The following is a 17093-nucleotide window of genomic DNA, read 5'->3' on the forward strand; positions in this document are numbered from 1 at the left end:
ATCGTTCGCGGCAATCAGACAGGAGAGACCCCCATGGCCTTCGGCACCGTGATCCGCACCTATTTCGATGGCCGTTGGCATGACGGCGATGTGCCGGTGATGCGGGCCGCCGATCACGGGATGTGGCAGGGCAGTTCCGTCTTTGACGGCGCGCGCCGGTTCGAGGGCGTGACCCCCGATCTCGACCGGCATTGCGCCCGGGTCAATCGGTCGGCCGAAGCGCTGATGCTGAAGCCTACGGTCAAGCCCGAGGACATGGTCGAGATCGTGCACGAGGGTCTGGCGGGCTTTGCGCCCGATGCGGCGGTCTATATCCGCCCGATGTACTGGGGCATCCATGGCAGCGAGCTTGGCCTTGTGCCGTCGACCGAGGAAACCGGTTTCGCCATCTGCCTCGAAGAGGTCGCGATGCATGCGCCCGACCGCACGACGACCCTGACCACCACCAAATTCCGCCGACCGGTTCTGGAGGACGCGGTCTGCGACGCCAAGGCGGGCTGCCTTTACCCAAATAACGCCCGCATGTTGGCCGAAGCGCAGCGGGCGGGCTTCGGCAACGCGCTGGTCGCGGATGTGATGGGCAATGTCGCCGAAAGCGCCACCGCCAACGTCTTCATGGTGCGCGACGGCGAGATCTTCACGCCGATCGCCAATGGCACCTTCCTGTCGGGGATCACCCGGGCGCGGCACATCGCCAACCTGCGCGCCGACGGGGTGGACGTTCGGGAAACCGTGCTGACCTTCGACGATTTCCGCAATGCGGACGAGGTGTTCCTGTCCGGAAACCTGACCAAGGTGACGCCCGTAACCGCCTTCGACGACCGCCAGTATCAGGTCGGCCCGGTGACCCGCCGGGTGCGCGAGATGTACTGGGACTGGGCGCTGTCGGCGGCATGATCCTGGCCGCGCTCCGGGCGTTTCCGCTTGTGGTGACGATGGGGGCGACGGCCTGGGCGCTATCGACGAACCCGTTGGCAGCACCTCTGGTGGAGCGGGGGAAGGTCGATCTGATCCTGACGCTGGAGCGGCAGGTACGGCGCGCGGCGACCACCGAATGGATCACGGCGGAACTGGATCAGGCCACGCAGGCGGAGGATCTGGACCGGGCCGAAATGCTCATCGATCTGGCCCGCGACCTGGAACGCCCCGTCGACACCCGCGCCGCAGAGGCGATGATCGCGAGCCGCAGCGGATGGACGGCGGCCGCGGCGGATTGCGCGGCCTGTATGGTCGATGTGGGGAGTTGCCCTTCGATCCGGCAGTTGGCGGCCTGCGCCGTTCCGTTTGAACTGTCGCCTCTGGGCGACGCGAATGCGCTGCGCCGCGCGGGCATCGCCTGGTGGAACGAGGAGGACATTGACGGCATCGACGCGGGCCTTGCGGTCGTCGGACTGGGGGCAACGGGGGCCGTCGTGATGTCGGGCGGGTCCAGCCTGAGTGTGAAGGCCGGGGCAGGGATGCTGCGGATCGCACGGCGGATGGGGACGTTGACACCCGGCCTGACCCGCCTTCTGGACGTGACGGATGTGGCCAAGCGGCCCGTCCTTCAGGCGGTTGCAGCGGATCTGGGGGCGGTTCGCGCGGCCACATCTGCCCCCGAGACCCTGCGGCTGATGCGCCTTGTCGACACGCCCGAAGATGCCGCACGATTGGCCCGCGTGGCCGAGGCGGCGGGACCGCGCACCACCCGCACGCTGGCCACCCTTGGCAAGGCCCGCGCCTTTCGCGCGACCCTGCGGCTCAGCCGGATGGCCGCGGGCACGCTGATACTGCTGTGGCTGTGCTTGACCCAGGTCGCCATGGTTCTGGCCGTCCGCCTGGGGGGCGTGGTCGCCCGGACCCTCCTGTCCAAGGCAGTGGACAGCCCGCGCGCAAGCGGGCAAAGCTGACCGCAGAAGAAACTATCCCGGATACACAGATGCGCAAGTTCCTCGTCGTTCTGGACGATAGCCGCGAATGCCTGAACGCGATGCGGTTCGCCGCCCTGCGGGCCGAGCACACGGGCGGCGGGGTCGAGGTTCTGTCGGTCATTCCGCCCGATGAGTTCAACCACTGGATCGGCGTCGGCGACATCATGCGCGAAGAGGCACGGGAACGGATCGTCGCCCATTTCGAAGTCTTCGCCAAATGGATGCGGGACAAGCACAACCTCGACCCCCATCTGGTCATCCGCGAGGGTGAGCCGGTGAACGAAATCCTGGCGCAGGTCCGGGAGGATGCGGAGATCGGCGTTCTGGTCCTCGGCGCCTCGGCCGAAGGCAAGGGCCCGGGCCCGCTGGTCACACAGCTTGCGAAATCGGCGGGGGAATTGCCGGTTCCGATGACGCTGGTGCCGGGAAACCTGTCCAAGGAGCAACTGGAGGGGATCGCCTGACGTGACGGCGATCTGCTGACGTCCGGCGGCGCGTCGCGGCGCAGGACAGGCTTAGAATCGTTCCAACTTATTGACACCGACCGGCTGGAACCTCACATAGATGGTCGACACACCAGAGGTGCACCATGTTCATCCAGACCGAAACGACTCCGAACCCCGCGACGCTCAAGTTCCTGCCGGGACAGACCGTGCTGGAGGCCGGGACCGCCGATTTTCCGACCGCCGAGGCCGCCGAGAAGTCGCCGCTTGCGCGGCGTCTCTTTGCGATCGGCGGTGTGTCGGGCGTGTTCTTCGGGATCGACTTCATCACCGTGACCAAAGATGACGCGACCGAATGGGACCACGTGAAGCCCTCGATCCTGGGCGCGATCATGGAACAATACCAGTCGGGTGAGCCGATCATGGAAGGCGCGGCCGAGGCGGCCCACGGCGCCAACCACGCCGAGGAAGACAGCGCCATCGTCAGCCAGATCACCGAACTTCTCGACACCCGCGTCCGGCCCGCCGTGGCGCAGGATGGCGGCGACATCACCTTCCACGGGTTCGAGCGTGGGGTGGTCTATCTGCAGATGAAAGGCGCCTGCGCCGGTTGCCCGTCGTCGACCATGACGCTGAAAATGGGGATCGAGAACCTGCTTCGGCATTACATTCCCGAAGTGCTGGAGGTCCGGCCGGTTGCCGTCTGACCGCCTGACGCTCGCTTTCGACACATCGGCCGCGCATTGCGCGGCCGCTCTCGTCTCGGGCGACCGGGTTCTGGCCACCCAAATCGAAGAGATGCGCAAGGGACAGGCCGAACGCCTGATGCCGCTTCTGGAAGCGGTTCTGGTCCAGGGTGGCGCGACATGGGCGGATCTGGACGTGATCGGCGTCGGCACAGGGCCCGGCAATTTCACGGGCGTCCGCATTTCGGTGGCTGCCGCACGGGGCCTGTCGCTTGGCCTTGGCATCCCGTCCGAGGGGGTGAGCCTGTCCGAGGCCTATGCCGACGGGCGGGACGTGATCGTCTGCCTGCCCGCGCCCCGCGATCAGGTCCACATGGCATGGCAGGGGGATATCCGCCTGATCGATCCGGATGACCTGCCTGTCAATTGGCATGCACCTCTGACGGGGCCTGCGGCGCCCGTGGTCGCGGCGGCCACGGGTCGGGCGGTCGAGCCGGCACCCGATCTGGCAACCAGCATTGCGCGCATCGCCGCCGCCCGGGCCGCGCCGGGACGGGCGCGACCGGCCCCTGTCTATCTGCGCCCCGCCGATGCCGCGCCCGCGTCGGACCGGCCGCCGGTCCTTTTGCCGTGACACCCGCCCGCATGGCCCGACTGCATGCCGTGGTCTTTGCCGGAGCGGCCCGCTGGTCCGAAGCGTCACTTGTCGCGGCGCGCGACGATCCGGCGGGGATATTCTGTGCGACCGACGATGGCTTTGTCCTGGGCCGGGTGATCTCAGAGGAGGCCGAATTGCTGACCCTTGTCGTCGACCCCACCCATCGACGCCGTGGCGCGGGGCGCGCCCTTCTGGCCGACTTCGAGGACAGGGCGCGACGCAAGGCCGCCCGCAAGGCGTTTCTGGAGGTGGCCGCCGACAACGCCCCGGCCCTGGCGCTCTATCTTGGGGCCGGATGGGGGCAAGTCGGTCGGCGCGGCGGCTACTATGACGGCACCGATGCCCTGATCCTGCGCAAGATGCTCTGACCCCGGGTCACGAGGATCGCGAACAGGTTGACGTTCCCGTGACCCTGCGGCCTTATCGGGGCCATCAATCGGATCCGGGGGGACGGGAATCATCGCCCGACCGCATCCATCGACGGGAGAGACACATGACCACCATCAAGACCCTCATGGGCGCCGCGGCGACCCTGGCGCTGACCGCAGGTCTGGCCGCAGCCGACGCGCATTCCAGCCCCGGCCTGATCATCGACCTGGGCGGCAAGTTCGACAAGTCGTTCAACGAGAGCGCCTATAACGGCGCGCAGCGTTGGGTCGAGGAAACCGGCGGCGAATATGCCGAGACGGAGCTGGCCAACGAAGCGCAGCGCGAGCAGACCATGCGCCGCATGGCCGAGCGTGGCGCGAACCCCGTCGTGGTTCTGGGCTTTGCCAACGGCTCCACCCTCGACGTGGTGGCCCCCGATTATCCCGACACCGACTTCGTCATCGTCGACATGGTCGTCGATCAGCCGAACGTGAAGTCCATCGTCTTTTCGGAGCACGAGGGCAGCTATCTGGTCGGCATGATGGCCGCCATGGCGTCCGAGACCGGCACGGTCAGCTTCGTGGGCGGCATGGATGTTCCGATCATCTCCAAGTTCGCTTGCGGCTATGCCCAGGGCGCCAAGGCCGTGAACCCCGAGATGAACGTGATCGTCAACATGACGGGCACCACGCCGACCGCCTGGAACGACCCGGTCAAGGGCGCCGAGCTGACCAAATCGCAGATCAGCCAGGGATCGGATGTGGTCTTTGCCGCCGCCGGTGGCACCGGGATCGGTGTGCTTCAGGCCGCCGCCGATGCCGACATCCTGTCGATCGGCGTGGACAGCAACCAGAACTACCTGCACCCCGGCGAGGTTCTGACCTCGATGATCAAGCGCGTGGACAACGCCGTCTATGACGCCTTCACCGCCGCCGCCGCAGGCGAGCTGGAAACCGGGATCAGCGTCATGGGCCTGTCCAACGACGGTGTCGGCTTTGCGCTGGACGAGAACAACGAAGCGCTGGTCACGCCGGAGATGATCGCCGCCGTCGAAGACGCGAAGGCCAAGATCATCGCGGGCGAGATCGTGGTTCACGACTTCCTGTCGGACAACACCTGCCCCGCCTACTGATGACCGACGCGGACCCCGGACGACTGCTCCTGCGACTTCTGTCGGCCTGGAACGAAACCGACGCCGGGGTCCGTGGCGAAACACTGGACGAGGCCCTTGGGGCCTCGTTCACCTATGAGGATCCCCATGCCCCCGCCCCCTTCGACGGCGCGAGCGGAATGGAAGAATACCTGAACGTCTTTCGCGCGAACCTGCCGGATGCGATCCTTCTGCCGCTCGGCGCGCCGGACGTGACCCACCGGACCGCCAGGATCACCGCGCGCATCGACCGCGCGGGGGCGCCCTTTGCAACGGTGACCTTCATCGGAACGGCAGGGGATGACGGCCTGACCCGCGTGACCGGCTTCGTGGAGAGCCAATGACCCAGAGCGACACCAGCCTTGCCATCGAACTGCGCGGCATCTCCAAGGCATTCGGCCCGGTCCAGGCCAACAAGGACATCTCGATCCAGGTCCGGCGCGGCACCATCCACGGCATCATCGGCGAGAACGGGGCCGGGAAATCGACCCTGATGTCGATCCTCTATGGGTTCTACAAGGCCGACTCGGGCGAGATCTACATCGGCGGCAAGAAGACCGACATCCCCGACAGCCAGGCCGCCATCGACGCCGGAATCGGCATGGTGTTCCAGCACTTCAAACTGGTCGAGAATTTCTCGGTGCTGGAGAACGTGGTTCTGGGCGCCGAAGACGGGCGATTGCTCAAGCCGTCCCTGTCGAAGGCGCGCAAACTGTTGAAACAGCTGGCGGATGACTATGAGATGGACGTCGACCCCGATGCCATCATCGAGGATCTGGGCGTGGGCCAGCAGCAGCGCGTCGAGATCCTCAAGGCGCTCTACCGCGAGGCCGACATCCTGATCCTGGATGAGCCGACGGGCGTGTTGACCCCGGCCGAGGCGGACCACCTGTTCCGTATCCTCGAAGGGCTGCGCGACGAGGGGAAGACGATCATCCTGATCACCCACAAGCTGCGCGAGATCATGGAGATCACCGACAGCGTGTCGGTCATGCGGCGCGGCGAGATGACGGCGACGGTGCAAACCGCCGAAACCTCGCCCGAGCAGCTGGCCGAGTTGATGGTGGGGCGCAAGGTCCTGCTGCGCGTCGACAAGACCCCGGCCAAGCCCGGCGCGGTCGTGCTGGAGGTGGAGAACCTGCGCGTCGTCGACGAGCAGAAGGTGGAGCGCCTGCGCGGCATCGACCTGACCATCCGCGCGGGCGAGGTTCTGGGCATCGCGGGCGTCGCGGGCAACGGCCAGTCGGAGTTGCTGGAGGTTCTGGGCGGCTATGCCAACGGCACCGGCACCATCCGGGTCAACGGCCAACCCATCGACCTGACCGGCACCGCCTCCGATGCGCGCACCCGGCGCGCGCGGGGCATCGCCCATGTCCCCGAGGATCGTCAGCGCGAGGGTCTGATCATGGATTACCGCGCCTGGGAAAACGTGGGCTTCGGCTATCACCACGATGCGAAATTCGGCTCCGGCATCTTCATGGACAACGCCGCCCTCAAGGCCGATTGCGTGGCCAAGATGGAACGCTTCGACGTGCGCCCGCCCGACCCGAACCTGACGGCCAAGAATTTCTCGGGCGGCAATCAACAGAAGATCGTCCTGGCGCGCGAGATCGAGAGGAACCCCGACCTTCTTCTGATCGGTCAGCCGACGCGCGGCGTCGACATCGGGGCCATCGAATTCATCCACCAGCAGATCATCGCACTGCGCGACCAGGGCAAGGCGATCCTGCTGGTCTCCGTCGAGCTGGACGAGATCATGGCCTTGTCGGACCGCATCGCGGTCATGTTCGATGGCCGCATCATGGGCGAACGCCTGCCCGATCAGACCGATCAGCGGGAACTGGGCCTTCTGATGGCGGGCGTCACGGGGGCGGCGGCATGAACGACGCGATGCCCAAATGGGCCGACATCCTGCTGATCCCGATCATCAACCTGGCGCTGGCCCTGTTCGTGTCGGGCGTGGTCGTTGCCCTGATCGGAGAAAACCCGTTCGAGGCGCTGCGCATCCTGATCAACGGCGCGGTCGGGTCGGCCTATGGCTGGGGCTACACGCTCTATTATGCGACGAATTTCATCTTTACCGGGCTGGCCGTGGCCGTCGCCTTCCACGCGCGGATGTTCAACATCGGGGGCGAGGGGCAGGCCGCGCTCGGCGGGCTTGGCGTCGCCCTGATCCTACTGTTCGTGGATTGGCCGCATTGGTCGCTTGGCCTTCTGGCGGCGATTGCCGCGTCGGCGGTGTTCGGGGCGGCTTGGGCCGCGATTCCCGCCTGGCTTCAGGCGCGGCGCGGCAGCCATATCGTCATCACGACCATCATGTTCAACTTCATCGCCTCGGCGCTGATGGTCTATCTGTTGTCGAAGGTCCTGCTGGTGCCCGGCGCCGGCGGCTCGCCCGAGACGGCGCGTTTTGCCGAGGCGGTGCGCCTGCCCTCGGCCTATGACATCGCGCCCTGGCTCGGGTTCAGCCGGTCCACGCCGCTCAACATCTCGTTCTTCGTGGCAATGCTGGCGGCGCTTGGCGTCTGGCTCCTGATCTGGCGGACTCGGCTTGGATACGAGATCCGCGCGTTCGGATTTTCGGAGCCCGCGGCGCTTTATGCAGGCATCTCGCCCACGCGGATCATCATGATCGCCATGCTGGTGTCGGGCGGGCTCTGCGGGATGATGGCGGTCAACGCCGTCATGGGCGAGGCGGAGCGCCTCGTCATCGACTCGGTTCAGGGGGCAGGGTTCGTCGGCATCGCCGTCGCGTTGATGGGCCGGTCGCATCCGGTCGGCGTGCTGCTGGCGGCGCTCTTGTTCGGTATCCTCTATCAGGGCGGGGCTGAGGTCGAATTCGAGATCCCGGGCATCACCCGCGAGATGATCGTGGTGATCCAGGCCCTCGTCATCCTGTTCACCGGCGCGCTCGACAACATGGTCCGGATGCCGGTGGAGCGGTTGTTCCTGTCGCGCCGCCGTCAGCCTGTCGCCCCCTTGCCCAAGGATCCGACGCATCCCGGCGGCAACCCGGATGCCGGAAAGGTGGAGCCGTAGCATGGACCTTCTGACGCTTCTGCAACTCTTCGACAGCTCCCTGCGCCTGTCCACGCCGCTGCTTCTGGCCTGCCTTGCGGGTCTCTTCTCAGAGCGGGCGGGCATCTTCGACATCGGGCTGGAGGGCAAGATGCTGGCCTCGGCCTTCATGTCGGCGGCCATCGCCTCCTATACCGGCAGCGTGTGGATCGGCCTGCTGGCGGGCATCGGGGCCTCGCTTGTGCTGGCCCTCGTCCACGGGGTCGCGTCGATCACCTTCCGGGGCAACCAGCTGATTTCCGGCGTGGCGATCAATTTCCTGGCTTCGGGCCTTACCGTCGTCATCGGCGAGGCTTGGTTCGCCCTGGGTGGGCGCACCCCGCAGCTGGAGGGCGCCTCGCGGTTTCACGAGCTGATGTTGCCCCTGGCCGACCCGTTGCGGGGTATTCCCTTGCTCGGGCCGATCTACAGCGACGTCATTTCGGGCCATACGATCATCGTCTACCTCTCGCTCGCCATGGTCCCGCTCAGCTGGTGGGTGCTGTTCCGGACGCGCTTCGGCCTGCGCCTGCGTGCGGTGGGCGAGAATCCGGCTGCGGTCGATACCGCCGGCGTCAGTGTCGTGGGCCTGCGCTATGCCGCCGTGCTGATCTGCGGTGTGCTTTGCGGGATCGCCGGGGCCTATCTGGCGACGGCTCTCTCTGCCGGTTTCGTCAAGGAGATGTCGGCGGGTCGCGGGTTCATCGCGCTGGCCGCGCTGATCTTCGCGAAATGGCGGCCCTGGCACGCCATGGGAGCCTGCCTTCTGTTCGGCTTCCTCGAGGCCTTCGGCAACCGCTATCAGAGCCTGGAGCTATTCGGTGCGGATGTCCCTGTGCAGCTGATGCAGGCGCTTCCATATATTCTCGTGGTGCTGATCCTGGCGGGTCTGGGCGGCAAGGCCATTCCGCCCCGCGCGGGGGGCGAGCCCTACGTCAAGGAGCGCTAGGCCTCGGCCATCCGGCGCGAGATCCGTTCTGCCATCATGATGACCGGCGCATTGGTGTTGCCGCCCACGATGGTCGGCATCAGCGACGCATCCACGACCCGCAGGCCGCTGACGCCCTCGACGCGCCCCTCCCAATCGGTGACGTCGCCCATGGCCGCTGTGCCGACCGGGTGATAGATGGTGTCGGCCCGCGCGCGGATCGTGGCCTCCCATTCGGCATCGGACGCAGGGACGGCATCGGGCTTGTGCCAGCCCAGGCGGATGTCATCGAAGGCAGGTTGCGACAGGATTTCCACCGCCATCTTGCCGCCCGCGATGAGCACGGCCATGTCCTCGTCCGCCGACAGGTAGTTCGGGTCGATCACGGGTTTCGCCATCGGATCGGCGGACCGCAGCCGCAGCCGCCCGCGTGCCCGGGGATAGAGCCCGCAGGCATGGAGCGACACGCCCGTCTTGCCCCAGTTGCGGGTCTGGCCATGATTTTCGCCCAGGGCGGGCAGGAAGTGGAACTGAATATCCGGTTTGTCGAGCCCCTCGCGCGAGCGGGCAAAGCCGCCGCCTTCGGCCAGGTTCGATGCCAGAAGGCCACGCCGGTCGCGCAGCCAGCGAACCGGGGCCGAGAGCGCCTGTGGCAGGAACCCCGGCGTATAGCCGATGGCGCTGCCGGGTCGGGTCAGGATCATCGCGTTGATGTCGAGATGGTCCTGAAGGTTGCCGCCGACCCCCGGCGCGTCCCGCACCAGGCTCAGGCCCAGGTCGCGCAGGTCGCTGCCCGGGCCGACGCCCGACAGCATCAGGATCTGCGGCGTCCCGATGGCCCCCGCGCAGAGGATCACCTCCTGCCGTGCGGTGATTTCCGTTCCGTCGAGCAGGGCCAGCCCCGCCGCCCGCGTCCCGTCGAACAGAACCCGCGCCACCTGCTGCCCGGTCAGGATCGTCAGGTTCGGGCGGGCGCGGACCTCGGCCGTCAGATAGGCGCGCGCCGCAGAACAACGCAGGCCCTTGTGAGTCGTGGTGTCATAGCGCCCGACGCCGTCCCGATCCGGGGCCGCGAAATCGGGGACGTCGGCATGGCCCGCCTGTCGGCCCGCAGACAGAAAGCGCGCGGTTGCGGGGTGGAACCAGTCGGGTCGCGTGACGTGGAGCGGCCCGTCGTCGCCATGCCATTGCCCGACCCCTTCGGAATGGCATTCGGCGGCCTTGAACAGATGCAGGGCCTCGGCCCCGCTCCACCCGTGGCCCCAGGCGTCGTAATCGCTCAGGTCGCCGCGAAAATAGCACATGGCATTGATCGCCGAGGATCCGCCAAGGACCTTGCCCCGGGGCCACCGGATGCGGCGGTCGTTCAGGCCCGGCTGCGGCTCGGTGTGATAGCCCCAGTCGGCAATGCCGTTGCCCAGAACCTCGGCCAGACCGGCGGGCAGATGCAAAAGAGGGTTCCCACCCGCGCCGCCCGCCTCGACCAGCATCACCTGTCGCGACGGGTCTTGGGACAGACGCGCGGCCATCACGCATCCGGCGGACCCGCCACCCACGATCACGATATCTGCCTGCTTTGTCATCCCGGTCCCTCCCGCCAGGCCGGAGGGTGCCGCCTTGGCGCGCCGCACACAAGCCTGCCGCAGCGGCGGTAAGGCCAGATCGACACCGCACGTGGAGCCAATTGCCGTCGCACGCAGCGATATCGCACGACTTTCTGGCGCCGGGGTTTGACACCGCGCGCCGCATTCAGCTTAAGGGATGCATCGCCCCCGATAGGTGCCCGGTGCAGATTTACCTTCCCATAGCCGAAGTCTCGGTCAACGCCTTCCTCCTGTTGGGGTTGGGCGGGCTTGTGGGCATCCTGTCGGGCATGTTCGGCGTGGGCGGCGGGTTCCTGATGACACCGCTCCTGTTCATGATCGGCATTCCACCCGCCGTGGCCGTCGCGACCGAAGCGAACCAGATCGTCGCCTCGTCGTTTTCAGGGGTGCTGGCGCATCTGAAACGCAAGACGGTCGACCTGCGCATGGGGGTCGTCCTTCTGATCGGGGGTCTGATCGGCGCGGCACTTGGCGTGCAGGTCTTCAATATCCTGCGGGGTCTGGGCCAGGTCGATCTGCTAGTAAAGCTCTGCTACGTCCTGTTCCTTGGCGTGATCGGCGCGCTCATGTTCATCGAGAGCCTGAACGCCATCCGCAAGAGCCGGGCCAAGGGCCCCGCCCCCAAGATCGTGCGGCGACAGCGCGGCTGGATGGATGCCCTGCCCTTCAAGATCAAGTTCCGCACCAGCGGGCTTTATATCTCGGTCATTCCGCCGCTTGTGGTCGGGCTGTTCGTCGGCATCCTGGCCGCGATCATGGGCGTCGGTGGCGGGTTCATCATGGTCCCGGCGATGATCTATCTTCTGGGGATGCCGACCAAGGTGGTCGTGGGGACATCGCTGTTCCAGATCATCTTCGTGACCGCCTTTGCGACCATGCTGCATGCGACTACGAACTATACCGTCGACATGGTGCTGGCGGTCCTTCTGCTGGTGGGGGGCGTGGTCGGCGCGCAGATCGGCACCCGGATCGGCGTCAAGATGAAGGCCGAACAGCTGCGCATCCTGCTGGCGCTGATGGTGCTGGCCGTCTGCGGGAAACTTGCGCTGGACCTGTTGCTGGAGCCGTCAGAGCTCTTCTCGATCGCACAGGGGGGCCACGGATGACGCGCCTTGTCGCCCTGCTTGCCGTTTTTCTGCTGAGTATCTGGCCCGTGACCGCCGAGGAAATCGTCGCCGACCTGAGCCAGGACCGCATCTCCATCTCGACCAATTTCGACGGGTCCGAGATCCTGATCTTCGGCGCGATCAAACGCGATCAACCGCAACCCGTCGGCACCCGGATGGCCGTCATCATCACGGTGACCGGGCCGCGCGAAGACGTCACGATCCGCCGCAAGGAACGACGCCTGGGTATCTGGGTGAACACCGATTCCGTCGATGTGGCGGGCGCGCCCAGCTTCTATGCCGTGGCCTCCTCGATCCCCCTGGCCCAGGCCCTGTCGCCCGAAGCCGACGATCAATGGCACATCAGCACCGCGCGCGCCTTGCGCGGACCCGGTATGGGGACCATGTCCGACGACGAGCCCGAGTTCCTGGATGCGCTGATCCGGGTCAACACCACGGCAGGGCTCTATGGGAGTGCCGAAGGCTCGGTCGCGGTGCGCGATGCGACGCTCTTTTCCACGACGGTGGCCTTGCCGTCGGATCTGGTCGAAGGCAGCTATGCCACGCGGATCTTCCTGACCCGGGACGGCGAGGTGATCGACAGCTTTGCCACGTCGATCTACGTCCAGAAGATCGGGATGGAGCGGTGGATCTACAACCTCGCCCATGAGCAGCCGGTGGTCTATGGCCTGTTGTCGCTCTTCATCGCGATTGCCGCCGGGTGGAGTGCGGCCGCCGTGTTCCGCTTCGTCCGCTTCTGAACGTCAGCCGCGCCCGACATAGGGCATGCCGTTGGCCATGATCGTCATGGTCAGCACGTTGGTCCCCTCGGGCAGATCGGCCATGGAGAGGACGGCGCGGGCCGCATCCTCGACCGCCATCATCGCCACGCCGGCCCCGCCTGACGCCCGCTGCGCGGTATCAAGCGCTTCGAGCATCGGGGTGCGCGCGTTGCCGATGTCGATCTGACCGCAGGCGATGTTCAGGCTGCGCCCGTCCAGCGCCAACTGCCGGGTCAGGCCGGTGATGGCGTGTTTCGTCACCGTGTAGGTCACCGCGCCCTCGCGCGGGACATGCGCGCTGATCGAGCCGTTGTTGATGATACGCCCGCCGCCCTGCGCCCGCATGACGCCAAAGGCCGCCCGCGCCATCAGGAACATGCCGGTCAGGTTCACGGCCACGGCCTTGTGCCAGTCGTCGACGGATGTCCGGTCGATCGCGGCGGCGGGCACGAAGATGCCCGCGTTGTTGAAGAGAACGTCGAGGCGCCCGGCGGCCCTTGCGAAGGCGGCCACGACCTGCTCGGCGGCTTCCGGATCGGTCACGTCGCCCGGCAGGACATGGGCATTCGGATGATCCCCCGCGACTTCGCGCAGCGCGTCTTCGCGGCGGGCCATAAGGCCGACGGTCCAGCCCTCGGACAGGAACAGCTGCGCCGTAGCCGCGCCGATGCCGGACGACGCCCCCGTGACAAGAATGCTGCGGATCATGATGTATCCTCCGATTCAAGGGTGAGCGGCGCGGGAGCCGTCCGCAAGTCGGATGTATCGAGCGGGTGTTGCGGGCGACCCAGGGCATAGCGTTTGACCCAGATCAGCCGGGTCACCGCGCGGGTGATCGCGACATAGGCCAGACGTTTCCAAAGGTGTTGTCCCGCCTCGACCCGCCCGGCCTGGGACGCGGCATAGAGATCGGGGGCGAAGACCTGCACCGCGTCCCATTGGCTGCCCTGGGCCTTGTGGGTCGTGACCGCCGCCCCGTGCAGGAACGCAGCCCCCATGCGGGCGGCGAAAGGCAGGAAGGGTTCTTCCTCGTCCGGGTGCTCGATCTTGACGATGGAGCTGACCGAGATTTCGGGTTCGGGCGCGCCGACCACGTGCAGTTTGCTGAACCCCGGTTTGCGCCCGGGTCCCAGATAGACGACCTGTGCCCCCTTGATCAGGCCCCGCGCCTCGAGGTCGATGCGCCGCTTGCGATGCTTGAGCGGCAGCTCCAGCCCGTCACAGATCAACGGCTCTCCCGGCAGAAGATGCGTGTCGTCGGCCCCATGCGCCTGCCGGAAGGCCCGGATCAGGCGGATGCGGGTCGCATTGCGCCAGACCAGAACGGGCGACCGCGCCATCAGATCGCTGTCGACGCGGCTGGCCACCACCACCCGGTCATCGCAGGCCGCCGCATCCTCGATCATCTGTTCGAAATCATGGAACGACAGGTCCGGGTCGCCCAGGGCGTGGGCCAGGTCCAGGATCGGGCTGTCGGCCTCCTGGCGGTGAACGCGGCTGAGGTGGAGGTGATCGTCGCCGCTGAATCGATCAAAGACCATCCGGCCGGATTGGTTGACCGGGGCCAGCTGTGCCGGATCCCCGAAGAGGACGAGGGTCGGGAAGATCTCCTTGAGGTCCTCGAACTGCTTGTCGTCGAGCATGGAGGATTCGTCGACGAACCCGATATCAAGCGGGCTATCGCGCCGCTTCCATCCGGTGATGAAATCCGAGCCTCGCAGACCCGCGGCGGCCAGGGCACCGGGCACTGACGACGTCTCGTCATAGACGCGTTTGGCGCGGTCCATCGCCTCGTCGGTCAGGCCCTCGACCACCGGACGGTCGCCGTCTCCGGCAAGCCATTCTGCGATCTTCTCGTATTCCGGATCGTACATCGGGGTGTAGAGGATGCGGTGGATCGTCGTCGCAGGCACGCCGCGATTGCGCAGCACCGAGGCGGCCTTGTTGGTGGGCGCCAGCACGGCGAGGGTCCGGCGGTCCTTGCGCTTGCGCTCGTAGTCGCCGGACACGAGGTCGAGGCCCGCTTCGCGCAACCCCTTGACCAGTTGCGCCAGCAGGAGCGTCTTGCCCGACCCGGCCTTGCCGGTGACGGCCAGCACGCGACTGTCATCGTCGCCACGCGGCCCGGCAAAGCCGTCAGCAAGCGCGACCCCGCTGTCCGACAGGACGCCGGCGATCCGGTCCCAGGCTTCGGCCTGATCCGGAGAGAGTTGGGGGGCGAGCTCTGGCATCGCCCCCTTGTGCCCGCGTCAGGCGCTGACTGGAAGGGCTTGCGTTCCATTGCCCGTGGTCACGTCGATGCGCGCCGCATCGCACCACTTGCGCAGAAGCGACGGGTCGATCCCCGCAGCCTCGCACATCCGCGACATCGTCGCGCGCGAAAGCTCCCAGATCCCGGCCGAAATGCCGTTTTCGGTGCCCAGAACCTCGGGTTCCCACCCAAGGCGGCGATAGACGCGGACCATCGGGCGGTCAAAGACGCCGACGGAATGGCTCAGCCCCATGGACAGGCCCAGTTCCTGACCCGCGACCAGCATGAGCCGCGCAGTATCGGCCCCCGCACCGGGCGACAGACAGAACCGCGTGCATTCCCAGATGCGATGGCTGCTCAGGGTGCGACCGCCTTTGAGTTGCGGGAAGATTTCGTCCAGCATGGTGCGGCCCGACGTGGGCAGAAACCGCATCGACCCCGCATGCAGACCGTCCGAATTCTCGGCAATGACATAGATCGGGTTGAGCGCATCATATTGATCCGTCTCCCACCCCAGCTGATCGACGGTCACGTCCCAGCCCATGCGGTCGCGAAATTGCTTGGTCCGATCCCGGAACATCGATGCGGCGAGATCGCTGTGATGTTCGAGTTCGGAAGCGCGTAGAAATCTGATCATTTTGGCAGGCCTTTTTGGTTGGTGAGTACAACCAAAGATGTCGCGCCATACTGGTTAACAAAACCTTGACGTCCGAAGCGCTCAACCTCTGGGATTCTAGAAGACCGCGAAATAGATCAGATTCGATAGACTTCCCATGGTCGCACCTGCAAACGGCAAAGCCCCGCCAGATAGGCGGGGCTTGCATATTGATCGTGCTAGTTTTTTCAGCGTTTTGCGGGGCCGGCCTCCAGAACATCCTCGAGCGTGCGCAGGCCCGTTCGGGGCGCTTGGACCAGCACCGACATGTTGCCGGGCTTATGTTCGTTGCGCATCATTTTCATGTGAGCCGCGGGCAGGTCCGACCAGTCGAAGCATTCGGACATGCACGGGTCGAGACGCCGCTCGACCATCAGCTTGTTGGCCGCCGATGCCTGCTTGAGATGGGCGAAATGCGATCCCTGCAGGCGCTTCTGGTGCATCCACATGTAGCGCACGTCGAACGTCAGGTTGAACCCGGTCGTTCCGGCGCAGATGACGACCATGCCGCCCTTCTTGCACACGAAGGTCGAGACGGGGAAGGTCGCCTCGCCCGGGTGCTCGAACACCATGTCGACGTTCACGCCCTTGCCGGTGATGTCCCAGATCGCCTTGCCGAACTTGCGCGCCTCGGTAAACCAAGCCTTGTATTCGGGCGTGTTGACCGTGGGCATCTGACCCCAGCACGAGAAATCGTTGCGGTTGATGACGCCCTTTGCGCCCAGGCCCATGACGAAGGCGCGCTTGCTCTCGTCGCTGATGACGCCGATCGCGTTGGCGCCGGCCGTGTTGATCAATTGGATCGCATAGGAGCCGAGGCCGCCGGACGCGCCCCAGACGAGCACGTTCTGACCGGGCTTGAGGTCGTGTGGTTCGTGACCGAACAGCATCCGGTAAGCGGTCGCAAGCGTCAGCGTGTAGCACGCCGCCTCTTCCCAGGTGAGGTGCTTGGGGCGCGGCATCAATTGCTGCGACTGGACACGGGTGAACTGGCTGAACGAGCCGTCCGGCGTCTCGTAGCCCCAGATACGCTGCGTGGGCGAGTACATCGGATCGCCGCCGTTGCACTCCTCGTCGTCGCCATCGTCCTGGTTGCAGTGGATGACGACCTCGTCCCCGACCTTCCAGCGCTTCACCTTGTCACCGACGGCCCAGACAATCCCGGACGCGTCGGAACCGGCGATATGGTATGGCTGCTGATGGCCGTCGAAGGGGCTGATGGGGACGCCGCGGGCCGCCCAGACGCCGTTATAGTTGATGCCGGCCGCCATCACGAGAACGAGGACGTCCTGGCTGTCGAGTTCAGGGACATCGACGATTTCCTGCTGCATCGCCGTGTCAGGGTCGCCGTGACGTTCGCGCCGGATGGCCCAGGCGTACATCTGCTTGGGGATATGGCCCATCGGGGGCATTTCGCCCATTTCGTACAGATCTTTGGCCACTGCGTCATAGTCCAGAAGTGCTGTGTTCGTATCCAAGGCCATCAATCCCTCC

18 protein-coding genes are annotated in these 17093 nt (G+C 66.1%); 13 read left to right on the forward strand and 5 right to left on the reverse strand.

The genetic code is table 11. The features are described 5' to 3' along the window. The first annotated feature begins 33 nt into the window (after positions 1 to 33). From BM002_RS12730 to BM002_RS12780, 11 genes are all read left to right on the forward strand, one after another. Positions 34 to 897, forward strand: coding sequence for a branched-chain amino acid aminotransferase (locus tag BM002_RS12730; RefSeq protein WP_092782196.1), 864 nt, complete (start codon positions 34 to 36; stop codon positions 895 to 897). Next, positions 894 to 1889, forward strand: a complete 996-nt coding sequence (locus BM002_RS12735; protein ID WP_092781592.1) for a hypothetical protein — start codon at positions 894 to 896, stop codon at positions 1887 to 1889. The genes BM002_RS12730 and BM002_RS12735 overlap by 4 nt, the downstream gene beginning before the upstream one ends. 29 nt (positions 1890 to 1918) lie before the next feature. Then, positions 1919 to 2374, forward strand: a complete 456-nt coding sequence (locus tag BM002_RS12740) for a universal stress protein (RefSeq protein ID WP_092781595.1) — start codon at positions 1919 to 1921, stop codon at positions 2372 to 2374. 125 nt (positions 2375 to 2499) lie between these two features. Then, positions 2500 to 3060: a NifU family protein gene (locus BM002_RS12745; protein WP_092781597.1), complete on the forward strand. Its 561-nt coding sequence runs from the start codon at positions 2500 to 2502 to the stop codon at positions 3058 to 3060. Beyond that, the gene (gene tsaB, locus BM002_RS12750; protein ID WP_092781600.1) at positions 3050 to 3673 is read left to right on the forward strand and encodes a tRNA (adenosine(37)-N6)-threonylcarbamoyltransferase complex dimerization subunit type 1 TsaB; all 624 of its coding nucleotides are present in this window, start codon (positions 3050 to 3052) and stop codon (positions 3671 to 3673) included. The genes BM002_RS12745 and tsaB overlap by 11 nt, the downstream gene beginning before the upstream one ends. 11 nt (positions 3674 to 3684) lie before the next feature. Further along, a complete protein-coding gene (locus tag BM002_RS12755; RefSeq protein ID WP_092781603.1) occupies positions 3685 to 4065 on the forward strand; it encodes a GNAT family N-acetyltransferase in 381 nt (126 codons plus the stop codon). Positions 4066 to 4190: 125 nt separating this feature from the next. Further along, positions 4191 to 5198, forward strand: a complete 1008-nt coding sequence (locus BM002_RS12760; protein WP_092781606.1) for a BMP family lipoprotein — start codon at positions 4191 to 4193, stop codon at positions 5196 to 5198. After that, complete coding sequence (locus tag BM002_RS12765; protein WP_092781609.1) at positions 5198 to 5560, forward strand: hypothetical protein; 363 nt, start codon at positions 5198 to 5200, stop codon at positions 5558 to 5560. Before BM002_RS12760 ends, BM002_RS12765 begins: the two co-directional genes overlap by 1 nt. Continuing rightward, the gene (locus tag BM002_RS12770) at positions 5557 to 7098 is read left to right on the forward strand and encodes an ABC transporter ATP-binding protein (RefSeq protein ID WP_092781612.1); all 1542 of its coding nucleotides are present in this window, start codon (positions 5557 to 5559) and stop codon (positions 7096 to 7098) included. The genes BM002_RS12765 and BM002_RS12770 overlap by 4 nt, the downstream gene beginning before the upstream one ends. Continuing rightward, a complete protein-coding gene (locus BM002_RS12775) occupies positions 7095 to 8255 on the forward strand; it encodes an ABC transporter permease (protein WP_245749241.1) in 1161 nt (386 codons plus the stop codon). The genes BM002_RS12770 and BM002_RS12775 overlap by 4 nt, the downstream gene beginning before the upstream one ends. Position 8256: 1 nt before the next feature. Beyond that, positions 8257 to 9222, forward strand: a complete 966-nt coding sequence (locus BM002_RS12780; protein WP_092781615.1) for an ABC transporter permease — start codon at positions 8257 to 8259, stop codon at positions 9220 to 9222. Here the strand turns inward: BM002_RS12780 and BM002_RS12785 are convergent. Beyond that, entirely contained in the window at positions 9219 to 10784 is a 1566-nt protein-coding gene (locus tag BM002_RS12785; RefSeq protein WP_092782200.1) for a GMC family oxidoreductase, read from the reverse strand. The two genes, BM002_RS12780 and BM002_RS12785, sit on opposite strands and share 4 nt — an antisense overlap. 203 nt (positions 10785 to 10987) lie before the next feature. Here BM002_RS12785 and BM002_RS12790 point away from each other — a divergent pair, with 203 nt between their 5' ends. Beyond that, a complete protein-coding gene (locus tag BM002_RS12790) occupies positions 10988 to 11911 on the forward strand; it encodes a sulfite exporter TauE/SafE family protein (RefSeq protein WP_092781618.1) in 924 nt (307 codons plus the stop codon). Further along, the gene (locus tag BM002_RS12795; protein WP_092781621.1) at positions 11908 to 12672 is read left to right on the forward strand and encodes a TIGR02186 family protein; all 765 of its coding nucleotides are present in this window, start codon (positions 11908 to 11910) and stop codon (positions 12670 to 12672) included. Before BM002_RS12790 ends, BM002_RS12795 begins: the two co-directional genes overlap by 4 nt. Positions 12673 to 12675: 3 nt before the next feature. Here BM002_RS12795 and BM002_RS12800 read toward each other — a convergent pair whose 3' ends face one another. The 4 genes from BM002_RS12800 to ccrA all read right to left on the reverse strand — a co-directional run bounded on the left by BM002_RS12800 (position 12676) and on the right by ccrA (position 17083). Further along, positions 12676 to 13401 (reverse strand): SDR family oxidoreductase, encoded by a 726-nt coding sequence (locus tag BM002_RS12800; RefSeq protein WP_092781624.1) that lies wholly within the window; start codon positions 13399 to 13401, stop codon positions 12676 to 12678. Continuing rightward, positions 13398 to 14924, reverse strand: a complete 1527-nt coding sequence (locus tag BM002_RS12805; protein ID WP_092781627.1) for an ATP-dependent DNA helicase — start codon at positions 14922 to 14924, stop codon at positions 13398 to 13400. Before BM002_RS12805 ends, BM002_RS12800 begins: the two co-directional genes overlap by 4 nt. Before the next feature lie 18 nt (positions 14925 to 14942). Continuing rightward, positions 14943 to 15581 (reverse strand): acyl-homoserine-lactone synthase, encoded by a 639-nt coding sequence (locus tag BM002_RS12810; protein WP_092781630.1) that lies wholly within the window; start codon positions 15579 to 15581, stop codon positions 14943 to 14945. Positions 15582 to 15787: 206 nt separating this feature from the next. Next, on the reverse strand, positions 15788 to 17083 hold the full coding sequence (gene ccrA, locus BM002_RS12815; protein ID WP_092781633.1) for a crotonyl-CoA carboxylase/reductase: 1296 nt from the start codon (positions 17081 to 17083) through the stop codon (positions 15788 to 15790). Positions 17084 to 17093: the final 10 nt, after the last annotated feature.

The organism is Jannaschia pohangensis (assembly GCF_900113875.1).
In the GTDB taxonomy this organism is placed as follows: domain Bacteria; phylum Pseudomonadota; class Alphaproteobacteria; order Rhodobacterales; family Rhodobacteraceae; genus Jannaschia; species Jannaschia pohangensis.